Genomic DNA, 24129 nt, shown 5'->3' on the forward strand with positions numbered 1-24129 from the left:
TCCCGGAGGCGCTCGGGTGTCAGCGCGGCGAGGGCCTGTGCGCGGAGAGGAGACCGGCGAACCGCGAAGGAGGACAGCGCGAAGGGCCGTCGCGCGGGCGCGGGCGGCGACCCGGGCGCGAAACAGGTCCGGCCGGGCGCCCTCGGGCACCCGGCCGGTCTCCGTCGCTAGATCTCGCCCCGCAGTTTGGCGAGCGCCTCGGCGAGGATCGCCTCGCCGTCCGCGTCGCTGCGCCGCTCCCGCACATAGGCGAGGTGCGTCTTGTAGGGCTCGGTGCGCGGGGGGGCCGGGGGGTTGTCCCGGTCCTGCCCGGCGGGAAAGCCGCAGCGCGGACAGTCCCAGGTCTCGGGAACCTGCGCGTCGCTGGCGAAGCTGGGCACCGTCTCGTGTCCGTTGGAGCACCAGAAGGAGATGCGCAGACGGGGCGCGGACTCGCCCCGCTCGGCCTCGCCCATCGGCCCCGCCCCGACCCGGCTACCTCGGATCGCGTTGCCACTTGCCACGGTCGTAACTCCCTGCGTGATGGTGCCGCGAAGCGAGTCGGCGTTTCGCTTCGCTGCGAGCGCCTCAGTCTACGTAAGGCCCAACGCGCGTCCAGTGATTGGAGTTACAGCTCCCACACCTGGACGCAAGCCCCATGATAGGCCGCGCTCTGCTGCGCGTACCGAACATGGGGCCTTACGTACCGGAATGTGCGTGCCTGTGAGAAGTTGATCAGTTGTTCGTCTTCATCAGGATGCCGAGGACGATGATGGAGGCGAACCACAGCATCCCGACCACGACGGTGATGCGGTCGAGGTTGCGCTCGGCGACCGAGGAACCGCCGACGGAGGACTGCATGCCACCGCCGAACATGTCGGAGAGGCCGCCGCCCTTTCCCTTGTGCATCAGCACGAGCAGCATCAGCAGCAGGCTGAAGACGATCAGGGCGATCGAGAACCCCAAAACCACGGCTGGACCAACTTCCTCGGATTCGGATAAGGACCGGAACGGACAACGGGGGCACAGCGCCGTTGTCCCGTGCGGCTGCGCCGTGTGACGTGCCGCGTGGCGCTATGCCCCCGCAAGGGTACGACGGATCGCCGCTACCGCATACTCACAGCTCGGATCACTGGTCGCGGAAGCGCACGATCTTGACGAACTCGTCCGCGTCCAGCGAGGCTCCGCCGATCAGCGCGCCGTCGATGTCGGCCTGCGCCATGATCTCGGCGACATTGCCCGACTTGACGGAGCCGCCGTACTGGATGCGCACCTGGTCGGCCAGTTCCTGGCTGTACAGCTCGGCGATCTTGGCGCGGACGGCGGCGCAGACCTCCTGCGCGTCCTCGGCGCCGCAGACCTTGCCGGTGCCGATGGCCCACACCGGCTCGTAGGCGATCACGATCGACTCGGCCTGCTCGGCCGGGAGGTCCTTCAGACCGCCCTCGACCTGCGCGAGGGTGTGTGCGACGTGGTTGCCCGCCTCGCGGACGTCCAGCTCCTCGCCGACGCACAGGATGGGGGTCAGGCCGTGCTTGTAGGCGGCCTTGACCTTGGCGTTCACCAGCTCGTCGGTCTCGGCGTGGTACTGCCGGCGCTCGGAGTGGCCGATCGCCACGAACGTGCACTTCAGCTTGGCGAGCATCGCACCGGAGATCTCGCCGGTGTAGGCGCCGGAGTCCTGCGCCGAGATGTCCTGGGCGCCGTACTTGATCTTGAGCTTGTCGCCGTCGACCAGGGTCTGCACGGAGCGCAGGTCGGTGAAGGGCGGCAGGACGGCGACCTCGACGGCCTCGTAGTCCTTGTCGGCCAGGGCGAAGGCGAGCTTCTGGACGTGTGCGATGGCCTCGAGGTGGTTGAGGTTCATCTTCCAGTTGCCGGCCATCAGCGGCGTACGAGTGGTCATGCGGGGTCAGCCTTCCAGTGCGGCGAGGCCGGGGAGCGTCTTGCCCTCGAGGTACTCGAGAGAGGCGCCGCCACCGGTCGAGATGTGGCCGAATGCGTTCTCGTCGAAGCCGAGCGTGCGCACGGCCGCGGCGGAGTCTCCGCCGCCGACGACGGTGAAGCCGTCCGAGTCGACGAGAGCCTGGGCGACCGCCTTGGTGCCCTCGGCGTAGTCGGGGTGTTCGAAGACGCCCATCGGACCGTTCCAGAACACGGTCGCGGCGTCGGCGAGCTTGCCCGCGTACAGCTCACCGGTCTTCGGGCCGATGTCCAGGCCCAGCTGACCCTCGGGCATCTTGTCCGCGTCGACGGCGGCGTGCTCGGTGGGCGCCTTGGCCTTCAGGTCCGGGAATCCGGGCGAGACCACCACGTCGACCGGGAGGACCAGCTCGACGCCCTGCTTCTCGGCGCGTTCCAGGTACTCGATGACGGCCGGGATCTGGTCCTCCTGGAGGAGGGACGCGCCGACCTCGTGGCCCTGGGCCTTGAGGAAGGTGAAGGCCATGCCGCCGCCGATGAGGATGCGGTCGGCCTTGCCGAGCAGTTCGTCGATGACGGCGAGCTTGTCGGAGACCTTGGAGCCGCCGAGCGCCACGACGTAGGGGCGCGCGACGTCCTCGGTGAGCTTCTTCAGGACGCCGACCTCGGTGGCGATCAGGTAGCCGGCGTAGTGCGGCAGCTTGCCCGGGAGGTCGTACACGGACGCGTGCCCCCGGTGCACCGCGCCGAAGCCGTCGCCCACGTACACGTCGGCGAGGGCGGCCAGCCGGTCGGCGAAGGCGGCGCGCTCGGCATCGTCCTTCGAGGTCTCGCCGGCGTTGAAGCGCAGGTTCTCGAGGACCGCGACCCGGCCGTCGGCGAGGCCGGCGACGGTGGCCGTGGCGGAGTCGCCGACGGTGTCGGTCGCGAAGGCCACGTCGGCGCCGAGCAGTTCACCGAGGCGCGCGGCGGCGGGAGCGAGCGAGAAGGCCGGGTCCGGGGCGCCCTTGGGGCGGCCCAGGTGGGAGGCGACGACCACGCGGGCGCCCGCCTCGGCCAGCGCCTTGACGGTGGGCAGCACGGCGCGGATACGGCCGTCGTCGGTGATGGTGGTGCCGGCCAGCGGCACGTTCAGGTCGGCGCGGACGAAGACGCGCTTGCCTGCGACGCCTTCGGCGAGAAGTTCGTCGATCGTCTTCATTGAGTGGGCTCCCGGGAGGACTGGTGGTGCTCGTGACCCTAAGAGGGCTGGTCTGCACGTGAGTCAGGGCCCGGGCGGCGCGTCGTTGCGCCGCCCGAGCCCTGCTCTCACATCAATGTGCTCGCTCTGTCGCTCAGAGCTGGCCGCCGACGAAGACCGTCAGGTCCACGAGGCGGTTGGAGTAGCCCCACTCGTTGTCGTACCAGCCGAGGATCTTCACCGAGTTGCCCTCCTGGACCATGGTCAGGGAGGAGTCGAAGGTGCAGGAGGCCGGGTCGCTGACGATGTCCGAGGAGACGATCGGGTCCTCGGTGTAGGCCAGGTAGCCCTTGAGGTCGCCGTCCTCGGAGGCCTTCTTGAACGCGGCGTTGACCTCGTCCTTGGTGACCTCGCGCTGGAGGGTCACGACCAGGTCGGTGGCCGAGCCGGTCGGCACCGGGACGCGCATCGCGATGCCGTCGAGCTTGCCCTTGAGCTGCGGCAGGACCAGGGCGGTGGCCTTCGCGGCGCCCGTCGTGGTCGGGATGATGTTCTCGGCGGCGGCGCGGGCGCGGCGCAGGTCCGAGTGCGGGAAGTCCAGGATGCGCTGGTCGTTGGTGTACGCGTGGACCGTCGTCATCAGGCCCTTGACGATGCCGAAGTTCTCGTCGAGGACCTTGGCCATCGGCGCCACACAGTTGGTGGTGCAGGAGGCGTTGGAGATGACGTGGTGGTTCGCCGGGTCGTACTTGTCCTGGTTGACGCCCATCACGATGGTGATGTCCTCGTCCTTGGCCGGAGCCGAGATGAGGACCTTCTTGGCGCCGCCCGCGATGTGCTTCTCGGCGTCGGCCTTCTTGGTGAAGATGCCGGTCGACTCGATCACGATGTCGACGCCGAGGTCGCCCCACGGGATGTCGGCGGGGTTGCGCTCGGACAGCACCTTGATGGTGTGGCCGTCCACAGTGATCGTGTCCGCCGTGTGCGACACCTCGGCCTTGAGACGGCCCAGGATGGTGTCGTACTTGAGCAGGTGAGCGGTGGTCGCGGTGTCACCCAGGTCGTTGACAGCCACGATCTCGATGTCAGCACCCTGCTCCAGCAGCGCGCGGAAGTAGTTACGACCGATGCGGCCAAAGCCGTTGATGCCTACGCGGATCGTCACGAACCGATCTCCTCGTTGGTACGCCGGCCACGAGGTGCCGGCGAGCTGTATTTGGGATGTCCCCGACCACCCACGACCCTACCTCTCCGGGGCCGCAGGAGTGACATCGACTTCGCCCATACACGGCACGGCGGTCCGTACCCGCCAGTAGGGGTACGGACCGCACGGGCCGGGCGGGCCTGATCACTCGATCCGGTTACGAACCGTCACCAGGGGTTGACTTGGGCGTGTCATCGCGCAAGTGAGGCGAGGGCCTTTCCGATGAGCGCCTTGCGGTCGGCCGCCGAGGTGACGTGCTCCAGGCCGAAGCCGAGCAGCACGGTGTCGTCGGTGGTGACCGCCGCGTACGTCTGGAACAGGACGCCGGTGCGCGCCCAGTCCTTCAGGACGGCCGGGCTGCCGGCGGGCGGTCCGCCGGCCTTCCAGGCGCCGAGCGACGTCTCGAAGCCCTCGGTCTCGACCCCGCCGCCGCCGACGACCAGCGAGGCCTCGTCCGCGAGGACGCCCCGGCCGCCGCTGCCCGGATCGGTGACGTAGGCGATCGAGACCTCGACGTTCTTGCCCGCGTACGCGCTCAGGTCGAAGTTCACCTGCTGCCAGCCGCTGGAGGCGCCGGTGAGGGCGTTCCAGGCGCCGGTGGAGCCGGTCGCGGCGCAGTCGTTCGTGCCGAGGGTGAGGTAGTGCTCGAGCCAGGGATGCTCACCGACGTAGAAGCCGGCCCCGCACTCCGCGGGCACGGTGGTGCGGGTGGCTCCGCTCGCCTCGGGAAGCGTGGTCCAGTCGTCCGCGCCGACGGTGTGGATCTCGACGATCGCGTTGTCGTAACCCGGTTCGGTGTCCCACAGCAGCTGGGTGCGCAGCGTCGGCTTGCCGGCCGCGCCGACACCGCCGAGGTCGATGGTGCGGGTGAGGCGCTTGTAGGCGTCGTCGGTGTGCACGGCCGCGGCCATGTAGGAGCCCGCGTAGGGCCCGTAGGGGTTGACGGTCCCGGCGAACTGGCCGGCGCCCGCGCTCGCGAACTGCGGGTAGGCCGTAGCGGGCAGCTCGTCCGAGGTGACCGCGTAGGTGCCGGCCTTGTCGAGCGGGTTGCCGGTGGCCGGGCCGAGAGCCGCGACGGGTCCGGCGAGCCTGCCGGAGCCGGTGAAGCCGGTGGCGCCGGGTGTCGTGGTGCGGGAGTAGGCGCCCAGGTAGTACTGGCTGAAGTCGTTCGAGGGGGTGCCGTCGGCGAGCGCGACGCTGCCGCCGGCCAGCTCGCCCGCCTCGATCAGCTTGCCGCCCTCGTTGAGGTACGCGCGCAGCGCGAGCTGGGTCGCGTTGCCGGGGGTGCTCGCGCCCGTGTAGTGGACGACCGTGCGGAAGTGGCCGAGCACGCCGAGCGCGTCGGGCGCCCCCTGGGCGGCGACGTCCCAGACGATCGCCTTGCGGCCGTTGGCCTTCAGCGCGTCCACATAGGTCTGCGCCTGTGTGGCGGCCGCGCCTTCCTCGGCGACCACGAGCGTGTCGGCCTGGGGCCGGGCGGCGACGGTGTAGGTGAAGTGCGCGCCGGCGACCTTCTTGCCGTTCTCGGCCCGGCCGGTGAACCACACCTCGACCTTGTCGCCCGGCCGGCCGCCCCGCACCTTGGCCCGGTACTCGTCGAAGTAGAGGTTGTCCTCCCCGCCGTAGGTCTCGCCGCCCTTCCAGCGGCGGAGCTCCTGGTCGCGGGTACGGCCGCCGTTGACGCGGTACTTGAGCTCCTTGTCGCGGACCGCCTTGCGTGCGACGACGGAGACCTGCTGGTCGGCGCCGCGCGCGTACGACGTGGTGAACGGCGCCGGGGTGAAGTCGGCGGCGGTCAGACCGACCGAGGACTTCGGCCGGTCGGGGCGTGCGGCGGACTCGGCGACCGACAGCGCGAACGGGACGTTCTTGGCGAACTCGGCCTGGATCAGCTTCTCGTCGTCCGGGAAGTGGAAGCCCGACCGGCAGTCCGCGCTCTTCCACTGGTCGTCGGGGTCGACGTCCGACGCGGTCTGACAGGTCGACATCTCGGGGGTGAACATGGCCATGCCGTTGACGTTCGAGGCGTGGCCGTCCGCCTCGCCGTTGGTGGTGTACAGCTCCGAGGAGACCTGCGGGTGGTAGCCCGGGACGGCCGAGTTGTCGGGGGTGCCGGCGAGCGCCTCGTAGGCGACGTCGTCGGGGGTGTCGGTGGCGACCTGCCAGCCGACCCCGTAGAGGAGGAGTTCGGCGGCGGAGTGGTAGTTGATGCCGTAGGTGAAGCCGATGCGCCTCTCGAAGGCGTCGAGCGCCCTGGTCTCGGGTTCGGAGGCGGGCTTCGCGCCGCGGTAGGTCTCGCTGGTGGGGTTCGGGGACGAACCCTCGTTGTCGTAGCCCCACTTGTAGGCGAAGTTGCGGTTGAGATCGACGCCGTCGCCGGTGGAGATCGCGCCGTCGCCGTTGACGTCCCGCAGGTTCTTGCGCCACATGCGGTTGTCGGTGCTCTTGAAGGTGTAGTCGTAGCCGTCGGGGTTGGCCGACAGGACGAACCACAGCTCGTTGGAGTCGACGATCTTCTTGACGCGCTTGTCGGTCCGGTAGTGGTCCAGGTAGTAGTGCATCAGCCGCCGGGTCATCTCGGGGGTGATCCACTCGCGCGCGTGCTGGTTGGACATGTACAGCACCGCGGGCCTGGAGCCGTCGGCGGACTTCTTCGCGTCCCTGGTCAGTTTGACCGCGAGGATGTCCTGGCCGTTCACGGTCCTGCCGAGGGAGACGACCTTGGTGAGGCCCGGGTTCTCCCGGCCGGTGCGCAGGATCTCCTCCCGCAGTCCGCCGCTTCCGCTGTACGGGCGGAACACGCCTTCGGCGGCGGCCGCGACGCGCTTCTCGGACGTGGCCGAAAGGGTGTGCTCGGCGAGCCGGACGCCCTGCTTGCCGAGCTTCTTCGCCTGCTCGTCCGTGAGGTAGACCTCGACGGTCGCGGTACCCTTCGCGGGCACCTGCCCGCTGAGTTCGTGTCCGTCCTGACCGGCCGCCAGCAGCAGGGGTACCTGCTGTCCGGTGACCTCCGCCCGGAAGACCTTGACCTCGGCCGGATCGGGCTTCGGTGAGTGTGCGGGCTGCGCCTGGGCGATGGGCGCGATTGCCGCTCCGCCGAGCAGGAGTGCGCCGACAGCGAGGATCGATCTCGCTCTAGGTCTCATGAACCCCCCTAGCGTGCGTTCGCCACAGCAGCGAACTCTGCCAGGCTCATGACAGTTCATGATCCAGTCAAGAGCGCCTCAAAGCCAGACAAAAGCCGGTGTCGTCGCCCGATCGGACGACGACACCGGCCTTCTGACGACCGATCAGCCCACCAGGTTGTCGGCGAGCTCCTCGCTGAGGTTGCACTCCGTGCCCGGGATGCCGAGGTCCGAGGCCCGCTTGTCGGCCATCGCCAGCAGCCGGCGGATCCGCCCGGCGACCGCGTCCTTCGTCAGCGGCGGGTCGGCGAGCGCGCCCAACTCCTCCAGAGAAGCCTGCTTGTGGTCCATGCGCAGCCGGCCGGCCGCCGCGAGGTGCTCGGGCACCTCGTCGCCGAGGATCTCCAGGGCCCGCTGGACGCGGGCCCCGGCGGCGACCGCGGCGCGTGCCGAGCGGCGCAGGTTGGCGTCGTCGAAGTTGGCGAGCCGGTTCGCCGTGGCGCGCACCTCGCGGCGCATCCGGCGCTCCTCCCAGGCCAGCACCGACTCGTGCGCGCCCAGCCGGGTGAGCAGGGCGCCGATCGCGTCGCCGTCGCGGACCACGACCCGGTCGACGCCGCGTACCTCCCGGGCCTTCGCCGCGATGGAGAGCCGGCGGGCCGCGCCGACCAGCGCGAGCGCGGCCTCGGGGCCCGGGCAGGTCACCTCCAGCGAGGACGAGCGGCCGGGCTCGGTGAGCGAGCCGTGCGCCAGGAAGGCGCCGCGCCAGGCCGCCTCGGCGTCGCAGGTCGCGCCGGAGACCACCTGCGGGGGCAGGCCCCGGATGGGGCGCCCGCGGCCGTCCACGAGCCCTGTCTGGCGGGCGAGCTGGTCACCGCCCGCGACCACCCGCACGACATAGCGCGAGCCGCGGCGCAGACCGCCGGGCGCCATCACGATCAGCTCCGAGCCGTGGCCGAAGATCTCCAGGATGTCCCGCTTGAGCCGGCGGGCCGCCATCGCCGTGTCCAGCTCCGCCTCGATCACGATCCGCCCGCTCACCAGGTGGAGGCCGCCGGCGAACCGCAGGATGGCGGAGACCTCCGCCTTTCTGCAGCAGGTCCGGGTGACGGGGAGCCGGGAGATCTCGTCCTTCACCGCTGCCGTCATCGCCATGGGCCGATCCTTCCATGCATCCGAAAAATACGGTCGTACGCGGCGGCCAACAGCTCCGGGTCGTGCCTCGGGGTGCCGTCGGGCCGGGCCACCGGCGCCAGCTCGACCGCGGCTCCGAACCTCTGGGCGGCGTCGGCCAGCGAGTCGCGGTCGGGCACGGCGGCCTCGTCGGCCAGCACCACGTCCAGGGCGAGTTTAGGGGCGTGTCGTCCCAAAACCTCCAAATGACGCTGCGGGGAGAAGCCGTCGGTTTCACCGGGTTGCGGAGCGAGGTTCAAGGAGAGCACCCGGCGCGCCTTCGTCTCCATGAGCGCGTCGAGCAGGTCGGGCACCAGCAGATGCGGCATGACCGAGGAGAACCAGGAGCCCGGCCCCAGCACCACCCAGTCGGCGTCCAGGACGGCTTCGACGGCCTCCGGGACGGCCGGCGGGTCGTGCGGCACCAGGTGCACGGACTGCACCTCGCCCGGCGTCAGGGCCACGGTCGCCTGCCCCCGGACCGTGTCGACGTCGTCGGGCCGCTCAGGATCGTGCCCCTTCACCAGCGCCTGGAGCTCCAGCGGCACGGCGGACATCGGCAGCACGCGCCCCTGCGCGCCGAGCAGCCGGCCGACCAGGTCCAGGGCCTGCACGTGGTCGCCGAGCTGCTCCCACAGGGCGACGATCAGCAGGTTGCCCACCGCGTGACCGTTGATCTCGCCCTGCGACTGGAAGCGGTGCTGGATGACCCGGGCCCAGGTCTGGCCCCAGTCGTCGTCGCCGCACAGCGCGGCGAGCGCCTTGCGCAGGTCGCCCGGCGGCAGGACGCCCAGTTCCTCGCGCAGACGGCCGCTGGAACCGCCGTCGTCGGCCACCGTGACCACGCCGGTGAGGTCGCCGGTGATCCGGCGCAGCGCGGTGAGCGAGGCGGACAGGCCCATGCCGCCGCCGAGGGCGACCACCTTGGGCTGCGCGCCGCGACGGCGCGGTTTGCCGCCGCGGGCCTCGGCCGGCCGGCCCGTGCGCCCCTCCGGGGCGACCCTGCGCAACCGGCCGAGCCGTGGAGAACGTCCCGTCATTCCCGTCCCATGTCCCGGTGCACGACCACCGTCTCCACGCCCTCGGCGGCGAGGCGCGCGGCGAGCTTCTCCGACATGGCCACCGAGCGGTGCTTGCCGCCCGTGCAGCCGACCGCGATGGTCACATAGCGCTTGCCCTCCCGGCGGTAGCCCGCGGCGACCAGCTGGAGGAGCTCCGCGTACCGGTCCAGGAACTCCTTGGCGCCGGGCTGGTTGAGGACGTACGCCGAGACCTCCTCGTTGAGCCCGGTGTAGGGGCGCAGCTCCGGGACCCAGTGCGGGTTGGGCAGGAACCGCATGTCCACGACCAGGTCGGCGTCGACCGGCAGGCCGTACTTGAAGCCGAAGGACATGACGGTGGCCCGCAGCTCGGGCTCTTCCTCGCCGGCGAACTGGGCGTCCATCTTGGCGCGCAGTTCGTGCACGTTGAGGCTGGAGGTGTCGATCACCAGGTCGGCGTCGCCGCGCAGCTCGCGCAGCAGCTCCCGCTCGGCGGCGATGCCGTCGACGATGCGGCCGTCCCCCTGCAGGGGGTGCGGGCGGCGCACCCCCTCGAAGCGGCGCACCAGGGCGTCGTCGGAGGACTCGAGGAAGACGATCCGCCGGGTGACGCCCTTCGTCTCGAGGTCGGCGAGCGACTCGCGGAGGTTGTCGAAGAAGCGCCGGCCGCGGACGTCGACGACGACCGCGATCCGCGCCACGTTGCCCTGGGAACGGGCGCCCAGCTCCACCATGGTCGGGATCAGGGCGGGCGGCAGGTTGTCGACGACGAACCAGCCGAGGTCCTCCAGACACTTGGCCGCGGTCGAACGGCCGGCCCCGGACATGCCGGAGATGATCACCAGCTCGGGGATGGCCGCCTCGGGGATCCCGGGCGGCGAGACGTCGGTACTCACCTGTGCTCCGTCTTCATGGCGTGCTTCTTGCTGCGGGCTGTCGGGGACCGCGGGGTGCCGGGCGGGATCCTCGCCGGGATCCCTGTGTCCCTGCCGGGACGCGGCTGTCGGCACAGTAGTGGGCGACTGTTCCCGCCGCCCCGTGGGGTCTGCGTCGTGCTCGGTCATGTCTCCTGCCCCCGTCGTTCTTCCGGGGCGCCCGCGGTGACGGGGTCTCCGGGGGAATCCGGCGTGGCGCCGGGTTCCTCTTCCTCAATGATCTCTCCGGTGGCCGTGTTCACGGCGGGGGCGGGCGGCGCCGCCCGGGCAAGGGCCGCGGCGATGGTCTCGGCCGTCTTGCGGCCTATCCCCGGGACCTCGCAGATCTGCTGGATCGTCGCGGCCCGGAGCTTCTTCACCGAGCCGAAGTGCTTGATCAGCGCCTGCTTGCGGGTCTCACCGAGACCCTGCACCTCGTCGAGCGGGCCGGCGCGGAAGCGCTTGGCCCGTTTGGTGCGCTGGTAGGTGATCGCGAAGCGGTGGGCCTCGTCACGGACGCGCTGGAGCAGGTAGAGGCCCTCGCTGCTGCGGGGCAGGACGACGGGGTCGTCGTCGCCCGGCAGCCAGACCTCCTCCAGGCGCTTGGCGAGGCCGCAGACGGCGATGTCGTCGATGCCGAGCTCGTCCAGCGCCCGCCTGGCGGCAGCCACCTGCGGCTGTCCGCCGTCGACGACGACGAGCTGGGGCGGGTAGGCGAAGCGCCTGGGGCGGCCGTCCTCGTCCTTGAGGCTGCTGGTCAGAGGCGCTTCGGCGGTATCGGTGAGGAGCTCCCCGGCGGCATGGACGGGGGCGCCCTCGGCGTCTGCGCGCGCGGAGATGCCTCCGGCGTCGGCGGGGAGCGTTCCGGTGGTGGCGGCGGGCGCCGTCCCGGTGGCCTCGGCGGGCGCCGTCCCGGTGGCCTCGGCGGGGGTGGTCTCGCCGTCGGTCCACTCGCCGGTGCGCTCCTTCTCGACGAGGTAGCGCCGGAAGCGGCGGGTGATCACCTCGTGCATGGAGCGTACGTCGTCCTGGCCCTCGAAGCCCTTGATCTGGAAGCGGCGGTACTCGCTCTTGCGCTGGAGGCCGTCCTCGAAGACGACCATGGAGGCCACCACGTCGTCGCCCTGGAGGTGGGAGATGTCGTAGCACTCGATCCGCAGCGGGGCGCTGTCCAGATCGAGGGCCTCGGCGATCTCCTCCAGGGCACGCGAGCGCGTGGTCAGGTCGGAGGCGCGCCTGGTCTTGTGCAGCACGAGCGCCTGCTGCGCGTTGCGCTCGACCGTCTCCATCAGGGCCTTCTTGTCACCTCGCTGCGGGATGCGCAGGGACACGTTCGACCCGCGGCGCCCGGTGAGCCACTCCTGGACGGGTTCCGCGGGCTCGGGCAGGGCGGGGACCAGGACCTCCTTGGGGACGGAGTCGCCGCTCTCCTCGCCGTACAGCTGCTGGAGGGCGTGCTCGACGAGGGCGCCCGTCGTGACGTCCTCGACCTTGTCGGTCACCCAGCCGCGCTGACCGCGCACCCGCCCGCCACGGACGTGGAAGATCTGGACGGCCGCCTCCAGCTCGTCCTCGGCGACGGCGATCAGGTCGGCGTCGGTCGCGTCCGCCAGCACGACCGCGCTCTTCTCCATGGCCTTCTTCAGCGCCTCGATGTCGTCGCGCAGGCGGGCGGCCCGCTCGTACTCCATCTCCTCGGCCGCCTCCGTCATCTGCTTCTCCAGACGGCGGAGATAGGTGCCGGTACGGCCGGTCATGAAGTCGCAGAACTCGTCGGCCAGTTCCCGGTGGTCGTCGGCGCCGATGCGCTCCACGCAGGGCGCGGAGCACTTGCCGATGTAGCCGAGCAGGCAGGGCCGACCGGTGCGTGACGCGTTCTTGAAGACGCCGGCGGAGCAGGTGCGTACGGGGAAGACGCGCAGCAGCAGGTCTACCGTGTCCCGGATCGCCCACGCGTGCGCGTACGGCCCGAAGTACCTGACGCCCTTCTTCTTCTGGCCGCGCATCACCTGCACACGCGGGTACTCCTCGTTCATCGTGACCGCGAGGTACGGGTAGCTCTTGTCGTCGCGGTACTTGACGTTGAACCGGGGGTCGTACTCCTTGATCCAGGAGTACTCCAGCTGCAGCGCCTCGACCTCCGTGGACACCACCGTCCACTCCACCGACGCGGCCGTGGTGACCATCGAGCGGGTGCGCGGGTGCAGGCCCGCCAGATCCTGGAAGTAGTTCGCCAGGCGCTGGCGCAGGCTCTTCGCCTTTCCGACGTAGATCACCCGGCGGTGCTCGTCGCGGAACCGGTACACCCCGGGAGAGTCCGGGATCTGTCCCGGCTTGGGGCGGTAGCTGGAGGGATCGGCCATGTCTCACACCCTACTGGCGCGGGGTGACACTCCGGTGGGGCTGTGGACAACGGCCGGAGCGTCCGCCCGGACCCCGCGCCGACACGGGCGCGGGAGGGGCGGGGCCGGGGCACGGGAGGGGCGGGGCCGGGGCGTCGACTCGGCCAGGCGCACATGCCACTCGGGCATCAGGTGTTGTCGGGACTTGGTCAACACGCTTCAATGCGGGGGGACTCGGGGCCTGAACGCCGCCTTACGGATGTGAAAACGCTGCGCGCGCCGGCAAGGCCCCGACCGTTGCGCGAACGGTCCGACCAGCCGTCGTGAGCATTCACAGAAAGGCCCCTTGCATGCCGCACGCCCCACAGCACGCGGACACCGCCGGTCAGGCCCCCGCCGCGGAACTGGACACGGCCCTGCAGGGCGGCCCCTTCCACGTGGCGCTGCGAGCCGCGATCGCCGCCCGCGGACTGCCGCTGCAGCGCGTCCAGCATCACCTGTCCCGGTACGGGGTCAGGGTGGGCGTGACGAGCCTGAGCTACTGGCAGCAGGGCGCCCGGCGGCCGCAGCGCCCCGAGTCGCTGCGGGCCGTGCGCGCGCTGGAGGAGATCCTGCACCTGCCGGACGAGTCCCTCATCCGGCTGCTCTCCGAGTCGGACGACGGACACGGATCCGCGTCGGCGCGGGCCTCCGCGGGCCGCTCCTACCGTTCGCTGTTGCAGGCCTCCGGAGTCCTCGAACAACTGCTCGCCGAACTGGAGTGCTCGGTGGACGAGGGTCTGCACACGCTCGGTCATCATGAGCGAGTGCGCATCGGGGCGCGACGCGAGCTTTCCGGCCGCGAGTCGCAGCACATCGTGCGCGCCCATCGCGACGGCGTCGACCGCTTCGTCGCCGTCCATCACGGCGACCCCGGCTGCGCCCCGGAGCGGATGACCGTGCACGCCCTGGAGAACTGCCGGGCGGGCCGGGTGCGCCGCCATCACGACACCGGCGTGCTCGTGGCGGAGTTCCTGTTCGACACCCGGCTGCGGGCCGGCGACACCTTCCTCTTCCGTTACTGCGTCGAGGACGGCACCGCCGGCGTGTCCCGCGAGTACGTGCGCGACTTCGGGGCGGCCGGCGGCCAGTACGCGCTCCAGGTCCGCTTCACGGAGAACGCGCTTCCCGTGCGCTGTCACCGGTTCACTCAGCACTCGGCGGCGGCGCCGCGCGGCGGCCGCCAGGATCTGCCGCTCAGCGGCCGGCACCGCTCGGTGCACCTCGTGGAGCCGCGCGTGCGGTCCGGGATGGTGGGCATCGGCTGGGACTGGGCCTGAACGGTTGCGGAGACCGGGCCTGACCGGGTGCGCCCGGGACGGAAGGGCCTTCCCGACCGTGCGCGACGTCGCCTCGCCCCGGCCTTCGAGGACGCGAAGGCGCCCCGCGGGAGTTCCCGCGAGGCGCCGTTCTACCGCCGATCCCCGCCCGTGTGCGCGGCAGGGCTCGGCCCACGCGCGGCGTGTCCGCGTCAGGCCTTGCGGGCCCGCGTCGTCTTCTTCTCAGGGGTCGCCTTCGTCGCGGCCGACTTGGCGGCAGCGGACTTCGCCGTCGTCTTCGCGGTCGTCTTCGCTGCGCTCGTGGCGGTGGCCGTGGTGGCCGTCTTGCGCGTCGTCGTCCGGGCCGCGACCGTCTTCTTCGCCGCCGCCTTGCGCGGGGCCCGGACCGGGGCCCCGTCGCTGATCCGGTCGGCGTCGAGGATCTCCCGCAGGAACTTCCCGGTGTGGCTGGTCGGCACCGCGGCGACCTCCTCCGGCGTGCCCTCGGCGATGACGAGTCCGCCGCCCGCGCCGCCCTCGGGGCCCATGTCGACGACCCAGTCGGCGGTCTTGATCACATCGAGGTTGTGCTCGATGACGATGACCGTGTTGCCCTTCTCGACCAGGCCCGAGAGGACCTTCAGGAGCTTGCTGATGTCCTCGAAGTGCAGGCCCGTGGTCGGCTCGTCCAGGACGTAGACCGTGCGGCCCGTGGAGCGCTTCTGCAACTCGCTGGCGAGCTTCACCCGCTGGGCCTCGCCGCCGGACAGGGTCGTCGCGGCCTGACCGAGCCGGACGTAGCCGAGGCCGACGTCCTTCAGGGTGTTGAGGTGGCGGGCGATCGCGGGGACGGCCTCGAAGAACTCCGTCGCCTCCTCGATCGGCATGTTCAGGACGTCGGCGATGGACTTGCCCTTGTAGTGGACCTCCAGGGTCTCCCGGTTGTACCGGGCGCCGTGGCACACCTCGCACGGGACGTAGACGTCCGGGAGGAAGTTCATCTCGATCTTGATCGTGCCGTCGCCGGCGCAGTTCTCGCAGCGGCCGCCCTTGACGTTGAAGGAGAAGCGGCCGGGCAGATAGCCGCGGACCTTCGCTTCGGTCGTCTCCGCGAAGAGCTTGCGGACGTGGTCGAAGACACCGGTGTAGGTGGCCGGGTTGGAACGCGGGGTACGGCCGATGGGCGACTGGTCGACGTGCACGACCTTGTCGACGAGGTCGTCGCCCTCCACGCGCGTGTGCCGTCCCGGGACGTTCCTCGCGCCGTTCAGTTCACGGGCCAGATGCGTGTACAGGATGTCGTTGACCAGCGTGGACTTGCCGGAGCCGGAGACGCCGGTGACCGCGGTGAACAGGCCCAGCGGGAAGGACACGTCGATGTCCCGCAGGTTGTTCTCGCGGGCGCCGTGGACGGTGAGCCGGCGCGAGGGATCCTGTGGACGCCGGATGTCCGGCAGCGGGATCGCCTTCTTGCCGGACAGGTACTGCCCCGTCTGCGACTCGGCGTTGGCCAGCAGTTCCTTCAGCGAGCCGCTGTGCACGACCTTGCCGCCGTGCTCGCCGGCGCCGGGGCCGATGTCGACGATCCAGTCGGCGACCTTGATGGTGTCCTCGTCGTGCTCGACGACGATGAGCGTGTTGCCCATGTCCCGCAGCCGGACCAGGGTCTCGATCAGCCGGTGGTTGTCACGCTGGTGCAGGCCGATGGACGGCTCGTCGAGGACGTACAGGACGCCGACGAGGCCGGAGCCGATCTGGGTGGCCAGCCGGATGCGCTGGGCCTCGCCGCCGGAGAGCGTGCCGGCCGCACGGTTGAGCGAGAGGTAGTCCAGGCCGACGTCGACCAGGAACCGCAGCCGCTCGTTGACCTCCTTGAGGACCCGCTCGGCGATCTTCTTGTCGCGGGCGTCGAGCTTCAGCTCGCCCAGGAACTCCGCGCAGTCGCTGATGGACATCCCGGAGACCTCGGCGATGGACTTCTCCATGACCGTGACCGCGAGGACGAGCGGCTTCAGCCGGGTGCCCTGGCAGGTGGGGCAGGGCACCTCGCGCATGTAGCCCTCGAAGCGCTCCCGGCTGGCGTCGCTCTCGGCCTCGCCGTGCCGCCGCTTGACGAACGGGACGGCCCCCTCGAAGGGCGTGGTGTACACCCGCTCCCTGCCGTACCGGTTGCGGTAGCGGACCTCGATCTGCGTCTTGTGGCCGTGCAGCAGGGCCTTCCTGGCGCGCTGCGGCAGACCCGCGAAGGGGATGTCCGTGCGGAAGCCGAGCGCGTCGGCGAGGGCTCCGATCAGGCGGCCGAAGTAGTCCTTTGTGTGGCCGTGCGACCAGGGGTGGATGGCCCCCTCGTCGAGTGACTTGTCCTCGTCCGGGACGATCAGCTCGGGGTCGACCTCCATGCGCGTGCCGATGCCGGAGCACTCGGGGCAGGCGCCGAAGGGCGAGTTGAAGGAGAACGAGCGCGGCTCGAGCTCCTCGAAGGACAGGTCGTCGTACGGGCAGTACAGGTGCTCCGAGTACATGCGCTCGCGCTCGGGGTCGTCCGCGGCGAGGTCGACGAAGTCGAGCACGACCATCCCGCCGGAGAGCCCGAGGGCGGTCTCCACGGAGTCGGTGAGCCGGCGCTTGGCGGTGTCCTTCACCGTGAGGCGGTCGATGACCACCTCGATGGTGTGCTTCTCCTGCTTCTTCAGCGTGGGCGGGCTGGACAGCTGGACCGTCTCGCCGTTCACGCGCGCGCGGCTGTAGCCCTTGGTCTGGAGATCGGCGAAGAGGTCGACGAACTCGCCCTTGCGCTCACGCACCAGCGGCGAGAGCACCTGGAAGCGGCTGCCCTCCGGCAGCTCCAGCACCTTGTCGACGATGGCCTGCGGCGACTGGCGGGTGATCGGCCGGGCGCACTCGGGACAGTGCGGCTTGCCGATGCGCGCGAAGAGCAGCCGCAGATAGTCGTAGACCTCGGTGATCGTGCCCACTGTGGAGCGCGGGTTGCGCGAGGTCGACTTCTGGTCGATCGAGACGGCCGGGGAGAGGCCCTCGATGAAGTCGACGTCCGGCTTGTCCATCTGCCCGAGGAACTGCCGGGCGTAGGACGAGAGGGACTCGACGTAGCGCCGCTGGCCCTCGGCGAAGATGGTGTCGAAGGCCAGCGAGGACTTACCCGACCCCGACAGGCCCGTGAAGACGATGAGCGAGTCGCGTGGCAGGTCGAGCGAGACATTCTTGAGATTGTGCTCGCGCGCGCCACGGACGATGAGACGGTCGGCCACGCCGGTCCGCACCTTTCTTCAGAGAAGTGACAGGGGCGAGGCCCCCGTCTTCCTCAGACTAGGGGGAGCCACTGACAACGCCGGTCGGGATTCAGCCGGGGTTCACCGGTTCACAACAATCCCCGGCCTTCCAGCATGCCCGACGCCGCCACCGACCTTATAGCACGTGCATTCGATTAGCGGCCTTGGCCGACCTCCTTCACCCGAACGAGTGGCGAGGCTAGGGTCAGCACCATGATTGATCACGCTCATGACCTGGCGTCCGTACGTACCGCGACCGAGCGGCTGCTCCACGCACTCGCCGGACAGGCCGACGCCTCGGTCGCCGAGCCGTCCCGACTGCCCGGCTGGAGCCGCGGGCACGTCCTCGCTCACCTCGCCCGCAACGCGGACGCCCTGGTGAACGTCCTCGAGGGCCGTCCCATGTACGCCGACGCCCAGGTGCGCGACGCCGACATCGAACGGGACGCCCCACGGCCCCTGCGGGTCCAGCTCGCGGACGTCCGGGAGAGTGCGGCCCGCTTCCAGGCGGCCGCAGCCGTGCCCGCGGACTGGTCGCGCACGGTGGAGCTGCGCAACGGCGTCGTCGACTCGGCGTCCCGTCTGCCGTTCAGGCGGTGGGTGGAGGTCGAGCTGCACGCCGTGGACCTCGGCGTCGGCTACGAGCTGGAGGACCTGCCGGCGGAGTTCACCGAGCGGGAGACCGAGTTTCTCGCCGAGCGGTTCACCGGGCATCCCGACGTGCCGCCGACGCGCCTCACGGACGGCACGCGCGCGTGGCGCACGGGCCGCAATGCGGACGAGCCCGAGGTGACCGTCACCGGCACCCCGGCGGACCTCCTCGGCTGGCTCGCCGGACGCCGCGCCGGAGCCGGGCTGACGGCCGCCGGCGGCCCGCTCCCGGCCCTTCCCCCGCTATAAGCTGCGGCCATGACGTACAGCGGACAGGTGACGGTCGGCGGCCCGGCGGACGTGCACGAGCTCAAGGACCTGATGATCACCAAGATCGCGGTCGGCCCGATGAACAACAACGCCTATCTGCTGCGCTGCCGGGCCACCGACGAGCAGCTGCTGATCGACGCGGCGAACGACGCGCGGGCACTGCTCGGCACCATCGGTGACGACGGCATCGCGTCCGTCGTCACCACCCACCGGCACGGCGACCACTGGCAGGCGCTCGCCGAGGTCGTGGCGGCCACACGCGCGCGTACCTTCGCCGGCCGCGAGGACGCCGACGGCATCCCGGTACCGACCGACGTCCCGGTCGTCGACGGCGACGTCATCCGGGTCGGGAACGTGGAGCTGACGGCACGCCACCTGGTCGGGCACACGCCGGGCTCGATCGCCCTGGTCTACGACGACCCGCACGGCCACCCCCACGTCTTCACCGGCGACTGCCTGTTCCCGGGCGGTCCTGGGCGGACGACGAACCCGACGGACTTCACGTCTCTCATGGACGGGCTCGAAGAGAAGATCTTCCCCCTCCCCGACGAGACGTGGATCTACCCGGGCCACGGCGACGACTCCACGCTCGGTGAGGAACGCCCCCACCTGAGCCAGTGGCGCGCACGCGGCTGGTAACCGGTTACCCCGGCAGCCGGCTGGTAGCCGGTTCCCCGGGAGGGAGCGCAGCCGTCCGGGGATCGGGTCACCGACCATGAGGAGGCGCCTGACGAGAAACGGGGCGACGTACGGTCGGCGGTCCTGCTGGGGCGCGGGCTTCACGCCTGACCGACCCTGGTCCACGAGGGACGACCGACGAGGGGCCGACAAAAGGAGACCCTTCATGTCCACCATGACGACCGACCACCCGGTCCCCCCACGTCGACTGTCCCCGCGAACGAGGGCCAGAAGGTGCAGCTGTTCGTCCGAGAGCACGAGGCTCCTCCGGCCCCGCTGCGAACCGCAAGGCCGTCCTCGGGACCGCACAAGCTTCTCGTCACGGTGAAGTGCGCCGGCCACTCGATGCCCTGAAAAAGCCAGCACAAGAACCTGCACAACCTGTCGAAGCACTGGCTCAAGCACACCAAGGTCGACGCCAAGACCCAGGACAAGTTCGAGATGGACGAGAACGGCAGGCAGCCCGGCGCCATGAGTCTCACCGGCTCGTGCACGGTAGGCGGTGAGACGTCGCGAACTTCGGCGTGGTCCGGATTCACGTCTGCCGTGCCGGCTTCAGGTCTGTTCACGCGCCCCGTGTGAATCGCGTGCACGCGCCGGCGCTCCACGCGCGCTCCCCCACACACGTGGTTGCACGGTCAACTGGTTGCAGCCCCGCGCGGGATGACGGCTCCGGCGCGGATGGGCCGCCGGTCCACGTTCCCCGCCCTCGACCGGCGGCCCCGGCGCACCTACGCGTTCGCCTTGGCCGGGCCCGCCAGCGCCGCGACCCGCTCCACGCCGAACACGTATCCCTGCACCCCGCAGCCCGCGATGACGCCGTCGGCGCGCAGCGAGACGTAGGAGTGGTGCCGGAACGACTCACGCTGGTGGATGTTGGAGATGTGGACCTCCAGCACCGGCAGGCCGTCGCAGGTGTTGAGCGCGTCGAGGATCGCGACGGACGTGTGCGAGTAGGCGCCCGGGTTGATCACGATGCCGCAGTGGTTCAGCCGCGCCTCCTGGATCCAGTCGACCAGCTCGCCCTCGTGGTTGGACTGGCGGAAGTCCACCGTGCCGCCGTGCCCGGCCGCCGCCTCGACGCACATCGCCTCGACGTCGGCCAGCGTGTCGGAACCGTAGATCTCCGGCTGCCGCTGCCCCAGAAGGTTCAGGTTGGGGCCGTTGAGGATCATGATCGGGGCGTGGGCCAGGCTGCGGGGCACGGTTCCTCCGGTCCGTCGGGGCGACCGTCCGGGGCCGCCGCTCGACCCCGGTTTATCACGGTGAAAGAGCGGGCGGAGCGGCCGTACGCTCCAGGCATGACGACCCCGGTGTACCCGCCCAAGCCCTGCCCCGGCGACCGCATAGCCGTCCTGTCGCCCTCGGCAGGCCTGCCGGCGCTCTACCCGCGCCCCTACGAACTGGGCCTCGCCCGGCTGCGTGAGAACTTCGGCCTGGAGCCGGTCGAGTACCCGACCACGCGCACGATGGATGCGACGCCGCAGGCGCGCGCCGACGACATCCACGCCGCGTTCGCCGACCCGGACGTCACCGCGGTGATTGCGTCGATCGGCGGGGACGACCAGATCACCGTGCTGCCGTTCCTCGACCGGGAGTTGATCCGGGCCCATCCCAAGCCGTTCTTCGGTATGAGCGACAACACCAACCTGCTGGCGTTCCTGTACACGTCCGGTCTCGTCGGCTACCACGGCACGAGTGTGATGGTCGAGCTCGGGCGCCCCGGAGCCATGCACCCGCAAACGGCCGACTCCCTACGGGCCGCGCTGTTCACCTCAGGCCCCTACGAGCTGCGGCCCGCCGAGCGGTGGGGCGACGTCAACGGCGACTGGGCCGATCCGGCGACCTTCGCGGCCGAGCCGGAGACTCCGAAGCGGGGCGGCTGGACCTGGCGGGGCCCCGACCGCGTGGTGGAGGGCCGCAGCTGGGGCGGCAACCTGGAGATCCTGTCCTGGCTGCTGATGGCCGACCGCGAGGTCTCCCCCGACCCGTCGGCGTACGACGGCGGCGTGCTGATCCTGGAGACGTCGGAGGAACTGCCGAGCGCCACGGAGGTCTTCCTGATCCTGCGCAGCATGGGCGAGCGCGGCCTGCTGCGGCGCTTTCCCGCACTGCTCATGGCCCGTGCCAGGACGTGGTCGTTCGAGCACCCCAACTCCCCCGAGGCGGCCGCCCGGTACGCCACCGAGCAGCGCGAGGCGGTGGAGCGCGCGCTGGCCGTCTACGCCCCAGACACGCTGGCCGTCTTCGACGTCGACTTCGGCCACACCGACCCTCAGTTGGTGATCCCCTACGGCGGCACGGTCCGCGTGGACGGCCCGGCCCGGCGCATCACGGTCACCTACTGACAGACCGGCGGGGCACCGGGCCGTGATCTCGTGCGCCCCGCAACCGGTGGTCGCCGTGGTGGGTTGACGCGGCATGCACGACGCACGCACCGCGGGGACGCCCTCCATGCTCCGGCTCGCCGCCGCCTCGCTCGCCGGGACCGCCATCGAGTTCTACGACTTCTTCGTCTACGGGACGGCGGCCGCACTGGTTCTCGGGCCCCTGTTCTTCCCGACGTTCTCGCCGCTGGCGGGGACGCTGGCCGCGTTCGCGACGTTCGGCGTGGGCTTCGTGGCCAGGGCGCTCGGCGCGGTGCTCTTCGGCCACGTCGGGACCGGCACGGACGACGACCCGTCCTCGTCGTCTCCCTGCTGTTGACCGGCGCCTCGACGGTCGCGGTCGGCTGCGTGCCGACGTATGACGCGATCGGCGTGGCCGCTCCCCTGCTGCTGCTCGTGCTGCGCTTCCTGCAGGGGCTCGGGCTCGGCGGTGAATGGGGCGGGGCGGTGCTGCTGACGGCGGAGCACGCGCCGGCCGGGCGGCGCGCCCTGTGGTCGAGCTTCCCTCAGGTCGGGCCGTCGGTGGACTTCCTGCTCGCCGACGGGGCGGTGCTGGCGCTGTCGGCGGCGCTGACCGACGCGCAGTTCGCGCGGTGGGGTTGGCCCCCAGCCGTCCGCGCCGATGGCTGTGCGTGGGTCGTTCGCGACATTGCCGCCCGGCTCTGCCACGACCCTGCCGTGCCGCAGCAGAGCGTGGGTGCCGTTGACGACGTCGATCGACGGGTACGCGGGGTCGAGCGGCAGGTCGACGTCGTCGGTCGGGTCCTCCACCACGCCGAGGTCCGTGGCGCGTTGGGTGTACGTGAGCTTCGCGCCCACCGTCGCGTGGTCCCTGAGCCACTGTGCGCCGCCCTCGGCCTGGGCGTCGTCACCGATGCCCTGGAGCACCATGCCCCCCGGCGGGACGTCCGTTCCGCCGCGCGGGGACTTCACCGCTGTGACACGGCCCGACGCGTCGACCTCGACGCCGTCGGCGTCGACCGCCGCCATGAAGGGAGTGTGCCGGGGCTTGGGCGTCTTCTGGCCGTAGGCAGAGGTGAAGACGACGATCTCGCTGTAGTCCTGGTAGCCGCTCTTGATGACCTTGCCGTACTGGTCGAGCCGTTGGACGTGCCCGTTGGCGTCGGTCGTGTACGGGAGGGCCGTGTCGCCTGCCTCCTGCGGGCAGAACACGATCCAGCCCGGGTACCGGTTGACGGCGTCGACCACGCGCGTGGCGTCGTCGGCGGTGTCCGGGTGTTCTGGTCGGACCCGGGTCGATGACCGCCACACGGACGATCTCGGAGGAGTCGCTGGAGTACGTGGTCCGCTCGATGCCGTCCGCCACCGTGAGGTGGTGGGCCGTCAGGTTGTCCAGGACCGACGTGATGTCGTTGGGGTCGGCTCGAAGCGGACGATCTGCACGACCTTCTGCGACGTGCTCATGGTGCCTCCACCGCCCGGTTCCGGCGCCCCACAGCGGAAACGCCCGACTACCAACGAAGCACCGGGAGCGGTGGTCGGCAATTCGCCGCGCACCGCTCCCGGGGGTGGTTGTTCCTGCGTCGTGCGTGGTCAGGCTCCGATGCTGTCCTTCGGAGCGCCTTCGCTCGCCGTCTGCGCCGCCTCGGCCGCCGCCTGCTTCCGGGAGGCCCGCAGGCTGGTGATCGTGGTGACGATCAGGACCGAACAGATGACGCCGAGCGAGACCGGGATGCTGATCTCGGGGACGTGCACCCCTGACTCGTGCAGCGCGTGCAGCACCAGCTTCACCCCGATGAAGCCCAGGATGACCGACAGGCCGTAGCTGAGGTGGACCAGCTTCCTCAGCAGACCGCCGATGAGGAAGTACAGCTGCCGCAGACCCATCAGCGCGAAGGCGTTGGCGGTGAAGACGATGTACGGGTCCTGCGTCAGCCCGAAGATGGCGGGGATGGAGTCGAGGGCGAAGAGCACGTCGGTCGTGCCGATCGCGAGCATCACGACCAGCATCGGGGTCATGACCCGCTTGCCGTTCTGCTCGATCCACAGCTTCGTGCCGTGGTAGCGGTCGGCGACGCCGAACCTGCGCTCGGCGGCCTTGAGCAGCTTGTTCTCCTCGAACTCCTCGTCCTCGTCGTCAGCCCGGGCTTCCTGGATGAGCTTCCAGGCCGTCCAGATCAGGAAGGCGCCGAAGAGGTAGAAGACCCACGCGAAGCTGGCGAGGATCGCGGCGCCCGCGGCGATGAAGATCGCCCGCAGGACCAAGGCTATGAGGACGCCGACGAGCAGGACCCGCTGCTGGTACTGCGACGGGACCGCGAACTTGCCCATGATCAGGACGAACACGAAGAGGTTGTCGACGCTGAGCGACTTCTCGGTGATGAAGCCCGCGAAGAACTCTCCGGCGGGCTGCCCGCCGGAGAAGAGGAACAGGCCGAGGCCGAACAGCCCGGCCAGGGCGATCCAGACGACCGTCCAGATCCCGGCTTCCTTGATCGAGACGTCGTGCGGTTTGCGGCCGATGAAGAAGTCGACCGCGATCAGGGCGGCCAGGCCGACGATGGTCAGAACCCACAGGTTCACGGAAACATCCACTGCGCCTCCGGCAGTACGTAACGGCAGGTGAACAGCGCCGTCGCGCTGCCGGAGGTCTCTTCCACCCGTGAAGGGCCGGCGCCCCGGGATCAGGCCTGATCCGTATTGACGGGTACGCC

General features: G+C 70.5%; 17 protein-coding genes and 1 pseudogene. 5 read left to right on the plus strand and 13 right to left on the minus strand.

The features are described 5' to 3' along the window. Window positions 1-167: 167 nt before the first annotated feature. The 10 genes from QA802_RS11165 to uvrC form a co-directional block, all read right to left on the minus strand. The gene (locus tag QA802_RS11165) at window positions 168-503 is read right to left on the minus strand and encodes an RNA polymerase-binding protein RbpA (RefSeq protein WP_082412914.1); all 336 of its coding nucleotides are present in this window, start codon (window positions 501-503) and stop codon (window positions 168-170) included. A 211-nt stretch (window positions 504-714) separates the two neighbouring features. Beyond that, complete coding sequence (secG, locus tag QA802_RS11170) at window positions 715-951, minus strand: preprotein translocase subunit SecG (protein ID WP_079041347.1); 237 nt, start codon at window positions 949-951, stop codon at window positions 715-717. 157 nt (window positions 952-1108) lie between these two features. Next, the gene (tpiA, locus tag QA802_RS11175; RefSeq protein WP_319167320.1) at window positions 1109-1885 is read right to left on the minus strand and encodes a triose-phosphate isomerase; all 777 of its coding nucleotides are present in this window, start codon (window positions 1883-1885) and stop codon (window positions 1109-1111) included. 6 nt (window positions 1886-1891) lie between these two features. Further along, a complete protein-coding gene (locus tag QA802_RS11180) occupies window positions 1892-3103 on the minus strand; it encodes a phosphoglycerate kinase (protein ID WP_334520716.1) in 1212 nt (403 codons plus the stop codon). A 133-nt stretch (window positions 3104-3236) separates the two neighbouring features. Then, window positions 3237-4247 carry a type I glyceraldehyde-3-phosphate dehydrogenase gene (gap, locus tag QA802_RS11185; RefSeq protein ID WP_334520719.1) on the minus strand — a complete coding sequence of 337 codons (1011 nt, stop codon included), beginning with the start codon at window positions 4245-4247 and terminating at the stop codon, window positions 3237-3239. A gap of 230 nt (window positions 4248-4477) precedes the next feature. Next, window positions 4478-7432, minus strand: a complete 2955-nt coding sequence (locus QA802_RS11190) for a M14 family metallopeptidase (protein WP_334520722.1) — start codon at window positions 7430-7432, stop codon at window positions 4478-4480. Window positions 7433-7576: 144 nt separating this feature from the next. Further along, a complete protein-coding gene (gene whiA / locus QA802_RS11195; protein WP_057580302.1) occupies window positions 7577-8566 on the minus strand; it encodes a DNA-binding protein WhiA in 990 nt (329 codons plus the stop codon). Beyond that, the gene (locus tag QA802_RS11200; RefSeq protein WP_319167330.1) at window positions 8557-9624 is read right to left on the minus strand and encodes a gluconeogenesis factor YvcK family protein; all 1068 of its coding nucleotides are present in this window, start codon (window positions 9622-9624) and stop codon (window positions 8557-8559) included. The genes whiA and QA802_RS11200 overlap by 10 nt, the downstream gene beginning before the upstream one ends. Beyond that, window positions 9621-10688, minus strand: coding sequence for an RNase adapter RapZ (gene rapZ / locus QA802_RS11205; protein WP_334520725.1), 1068 nt, complete (start codon window positions 10686-10688; stop codon window positions 9621-9623). The genes QA802_RS11200 and rapZ overlap by 4 nt, the downstream gene beginning before the upstream one ends. Beyond that, complete coding sequence (gene uvrC / locus QA802_RS11210; protein WP_334520728.1) at window positions 10685-12901, minus strand: excinuclease ABC subunit UvrC; 2217 nt, start codon at window positions 12899-12901, stop codon at window positions 10685-10687. Before uvrC ends, rapZ begins: the two co-directional genes overlap by 4 nt. A gap of 329 nt (window positions 12902-13230) precedes the next feature. On the opposite strand from uvrC, the gene QA802_RS11215 reads away from it, so the two are divergent. Beyond that, complete coding sequence (locus QA802_RS11215; protein WP_334520731.1) at window positions 13231-14199, plus strand: hypothetical protein; 969 nt, start codon at window positions 13231-13233, stop codon at window positions 14197-14199. A 191-nt stretch (window positions 14200-14390) separates the two neighbouring features. Here QA802_RS11215 and uvrA read toward each other — a convergent pair whose 3' ends face one another. Beyond that, complete coding sequence (uvrA, locus tag QA802_RS11220) at window positions 14391-17447, minus strand: excinuclease ABC subunit UvrA (RefSeq protein WP_334520734.1); 3057 nt, start codon at window positions 17445-17447, stop codon at window positions 14391-14393. Between the two features lie 234 nt (window positions 17448-17681). Here uvrA and QA802_RS11225 point away from each other — a divergent pair, with 234 nt between their 5' ends. Both QA802_RS11225 and QA802_RS11230 read left to right on the plus strand, forming a co-directional pair. After that, on the plus strand, window positions 17682-18368 hold the full coding sequence (locus QA802_RS11225) for a maleylpyruvate isomerase family mycothiol-dependent enzyme (protein WP_334520737.1): 687 nt from the start codon (window positions 17682-17684) through the stop codon (window positions 18366-18368). Between the two features lie 9 nt (window positions 18369-18377). Then, window positions 18378-19028 carry an MBL fold metallo-hydrolase gene (locus QA802_RS11230; RefSeq protein ID WP_334520740.1) on the plus strand — a complete coding sequence of 217 codons (651 nt, stop codon included), beginning with the start codon at window positions 18378-18380 and terminating at the stop codon, window positions 19026-19028. 770 nt (window positions 19029-19798) lie between these two features. Here QA802_RS11230 and aroQ read toward each other — a convergent pair. Continuing rightward, window positions 19799-20272: a type II 3-dehydroquinate dehydratase gene (aroQ, locus tag QA802_RS11235; RefSeq protein ID WP_334520743.1), complete on the minus strand. Its 474-nt coding sequence runs from the start codon at window positions 20270-20272 to the stop codon at window positions 19799-19801. A 96-nt stretch (window positions 20273-20368) separates the two neighbouring features. On the opposite strand from aroQ, the gene QA802_RS11240 reads away from it, so the two are divergent. Together QA802_RS11240 and QA802_RS11245 are read left to right on the plus strand one after the other, a co-directional pair. Continuing rightward, a complete protein-coding gene (locus tag QA802_RS11240; protein ID WP_334520744.1) occupies window positions 20369-21415 on the plus strand; it encodes a S66 family peptidase in 1047 nt (348 codons plus the stop codon). Between the two features lie 106 nt (window positions 21416-21521). After that, window positions 21522-22057 (plus strand): annotated as a pseudogene (locus tag QA802_RS11245) (MFS transporter); the annotation flags it as partial. A 951-nt stretch (window positions 22058-23008) separates the two neighbouring features. Here QA802_RS11245 and QA802_RS11250 read toward each other — a convergent pair. After that, a complete protein-coding gene (locus tag QA802_RS11250; RefSeq protein ID WP_334520747.1) occupies window positions 23009-24010 on the minus strand; it encodes a TerC/Alx family metal homeostasis membrane protein in 1002 nt (333 codons plus the stop codon). Window positions 24011-24129 lie beyond the last annotated feature (119 nt).

It is taken from the genome of Streptomyces sp. B21-105 (assembly GCF_036898465.1).
In the GTDB taxonomy this organism is placed as follows: domain Bacteria; phylum Actinomycetota; class Actinomycetes; order Streptomycetales; family Streptomycetaceae; genus Streptomyces.

Bases quoted from the DNA above. Each gene is read 5' to 3' on its own strand.
- tpiA (WP_319167320.1), bottom strand. From the start codon at position 1,885: ATGACCACTCGTACGCCGCTGATGGCCGGCAACTGGAAGATGAACCTC.
- QA802_RS11180 (WP_334520716.1), bottom strand. From the start codon at position 3,103: ATGAAGACGATCGACGAACTTCTCGCCGAAGGCGTCGCAGGCAAGCGC.
- QA802_RS11190 (WP_334520722.1), bottom strand. From the start codon at position 7,432: ATGAGACCTAGAGCGAGATCGATCCTCGCTGTCGGCGCACTCCTGCTC.
- whiA (WP_057580302.1), bottom strand. From the start codon at position 8,566: ATGGCGATGACGGCAGCGGTGAAGGACGAGATCTCCCGGCTCCCCGTC.
- QA802_RS11200 (WP_319167330.1), bottom strand. From the start codon at position 9,624: ATGACGGGACGTTCTCCACGGCTCGGCCGGTTGCGCAGGGTCGCCCCG.
- rapZ (WP_334520725.1), bottom strand. From the start codon at position 10,688: ATGACCGAGCACGACGCAGACCCCACGGGGCGGCGGGAACAGTCGCCC.
- uvrC (WP_334520728.1), bottom strand. From the start codon at position 12,901: ATGGCCGATCCCTCCAGCTACCGCCCCAAGCCGGGACAGATCCCGGAC.
- QA802_RS11215 (WP_334520731.1), top strand. From the start codon at position 13,231: ATGCCGCACGCCCCACAGCACGCGGACACCGCCGGTCAGGCCCCCGCC.
- QA802_RS11225 (WP_334520737.1), top strand. From the start codon at position 17,682: ATGATTGATCACGCTCATGACCTGGCGTCCGTACGTACCGCGACCGAG.
- QA802_RS11230 (WP_334520740.1), top strand. From the start codon at position 18,378: ATGACGTACAGCGGACAGGTGACGGTCGGCGGCCCGGCGGACGTGCAC.
- QA802_RS11240 (WP_334520744.1), top strand. From the start codon at position 20,369: ATGACGACCCCGGTGTACCCGCCCAAGCCCTGCCCCGGCGACCGCATA.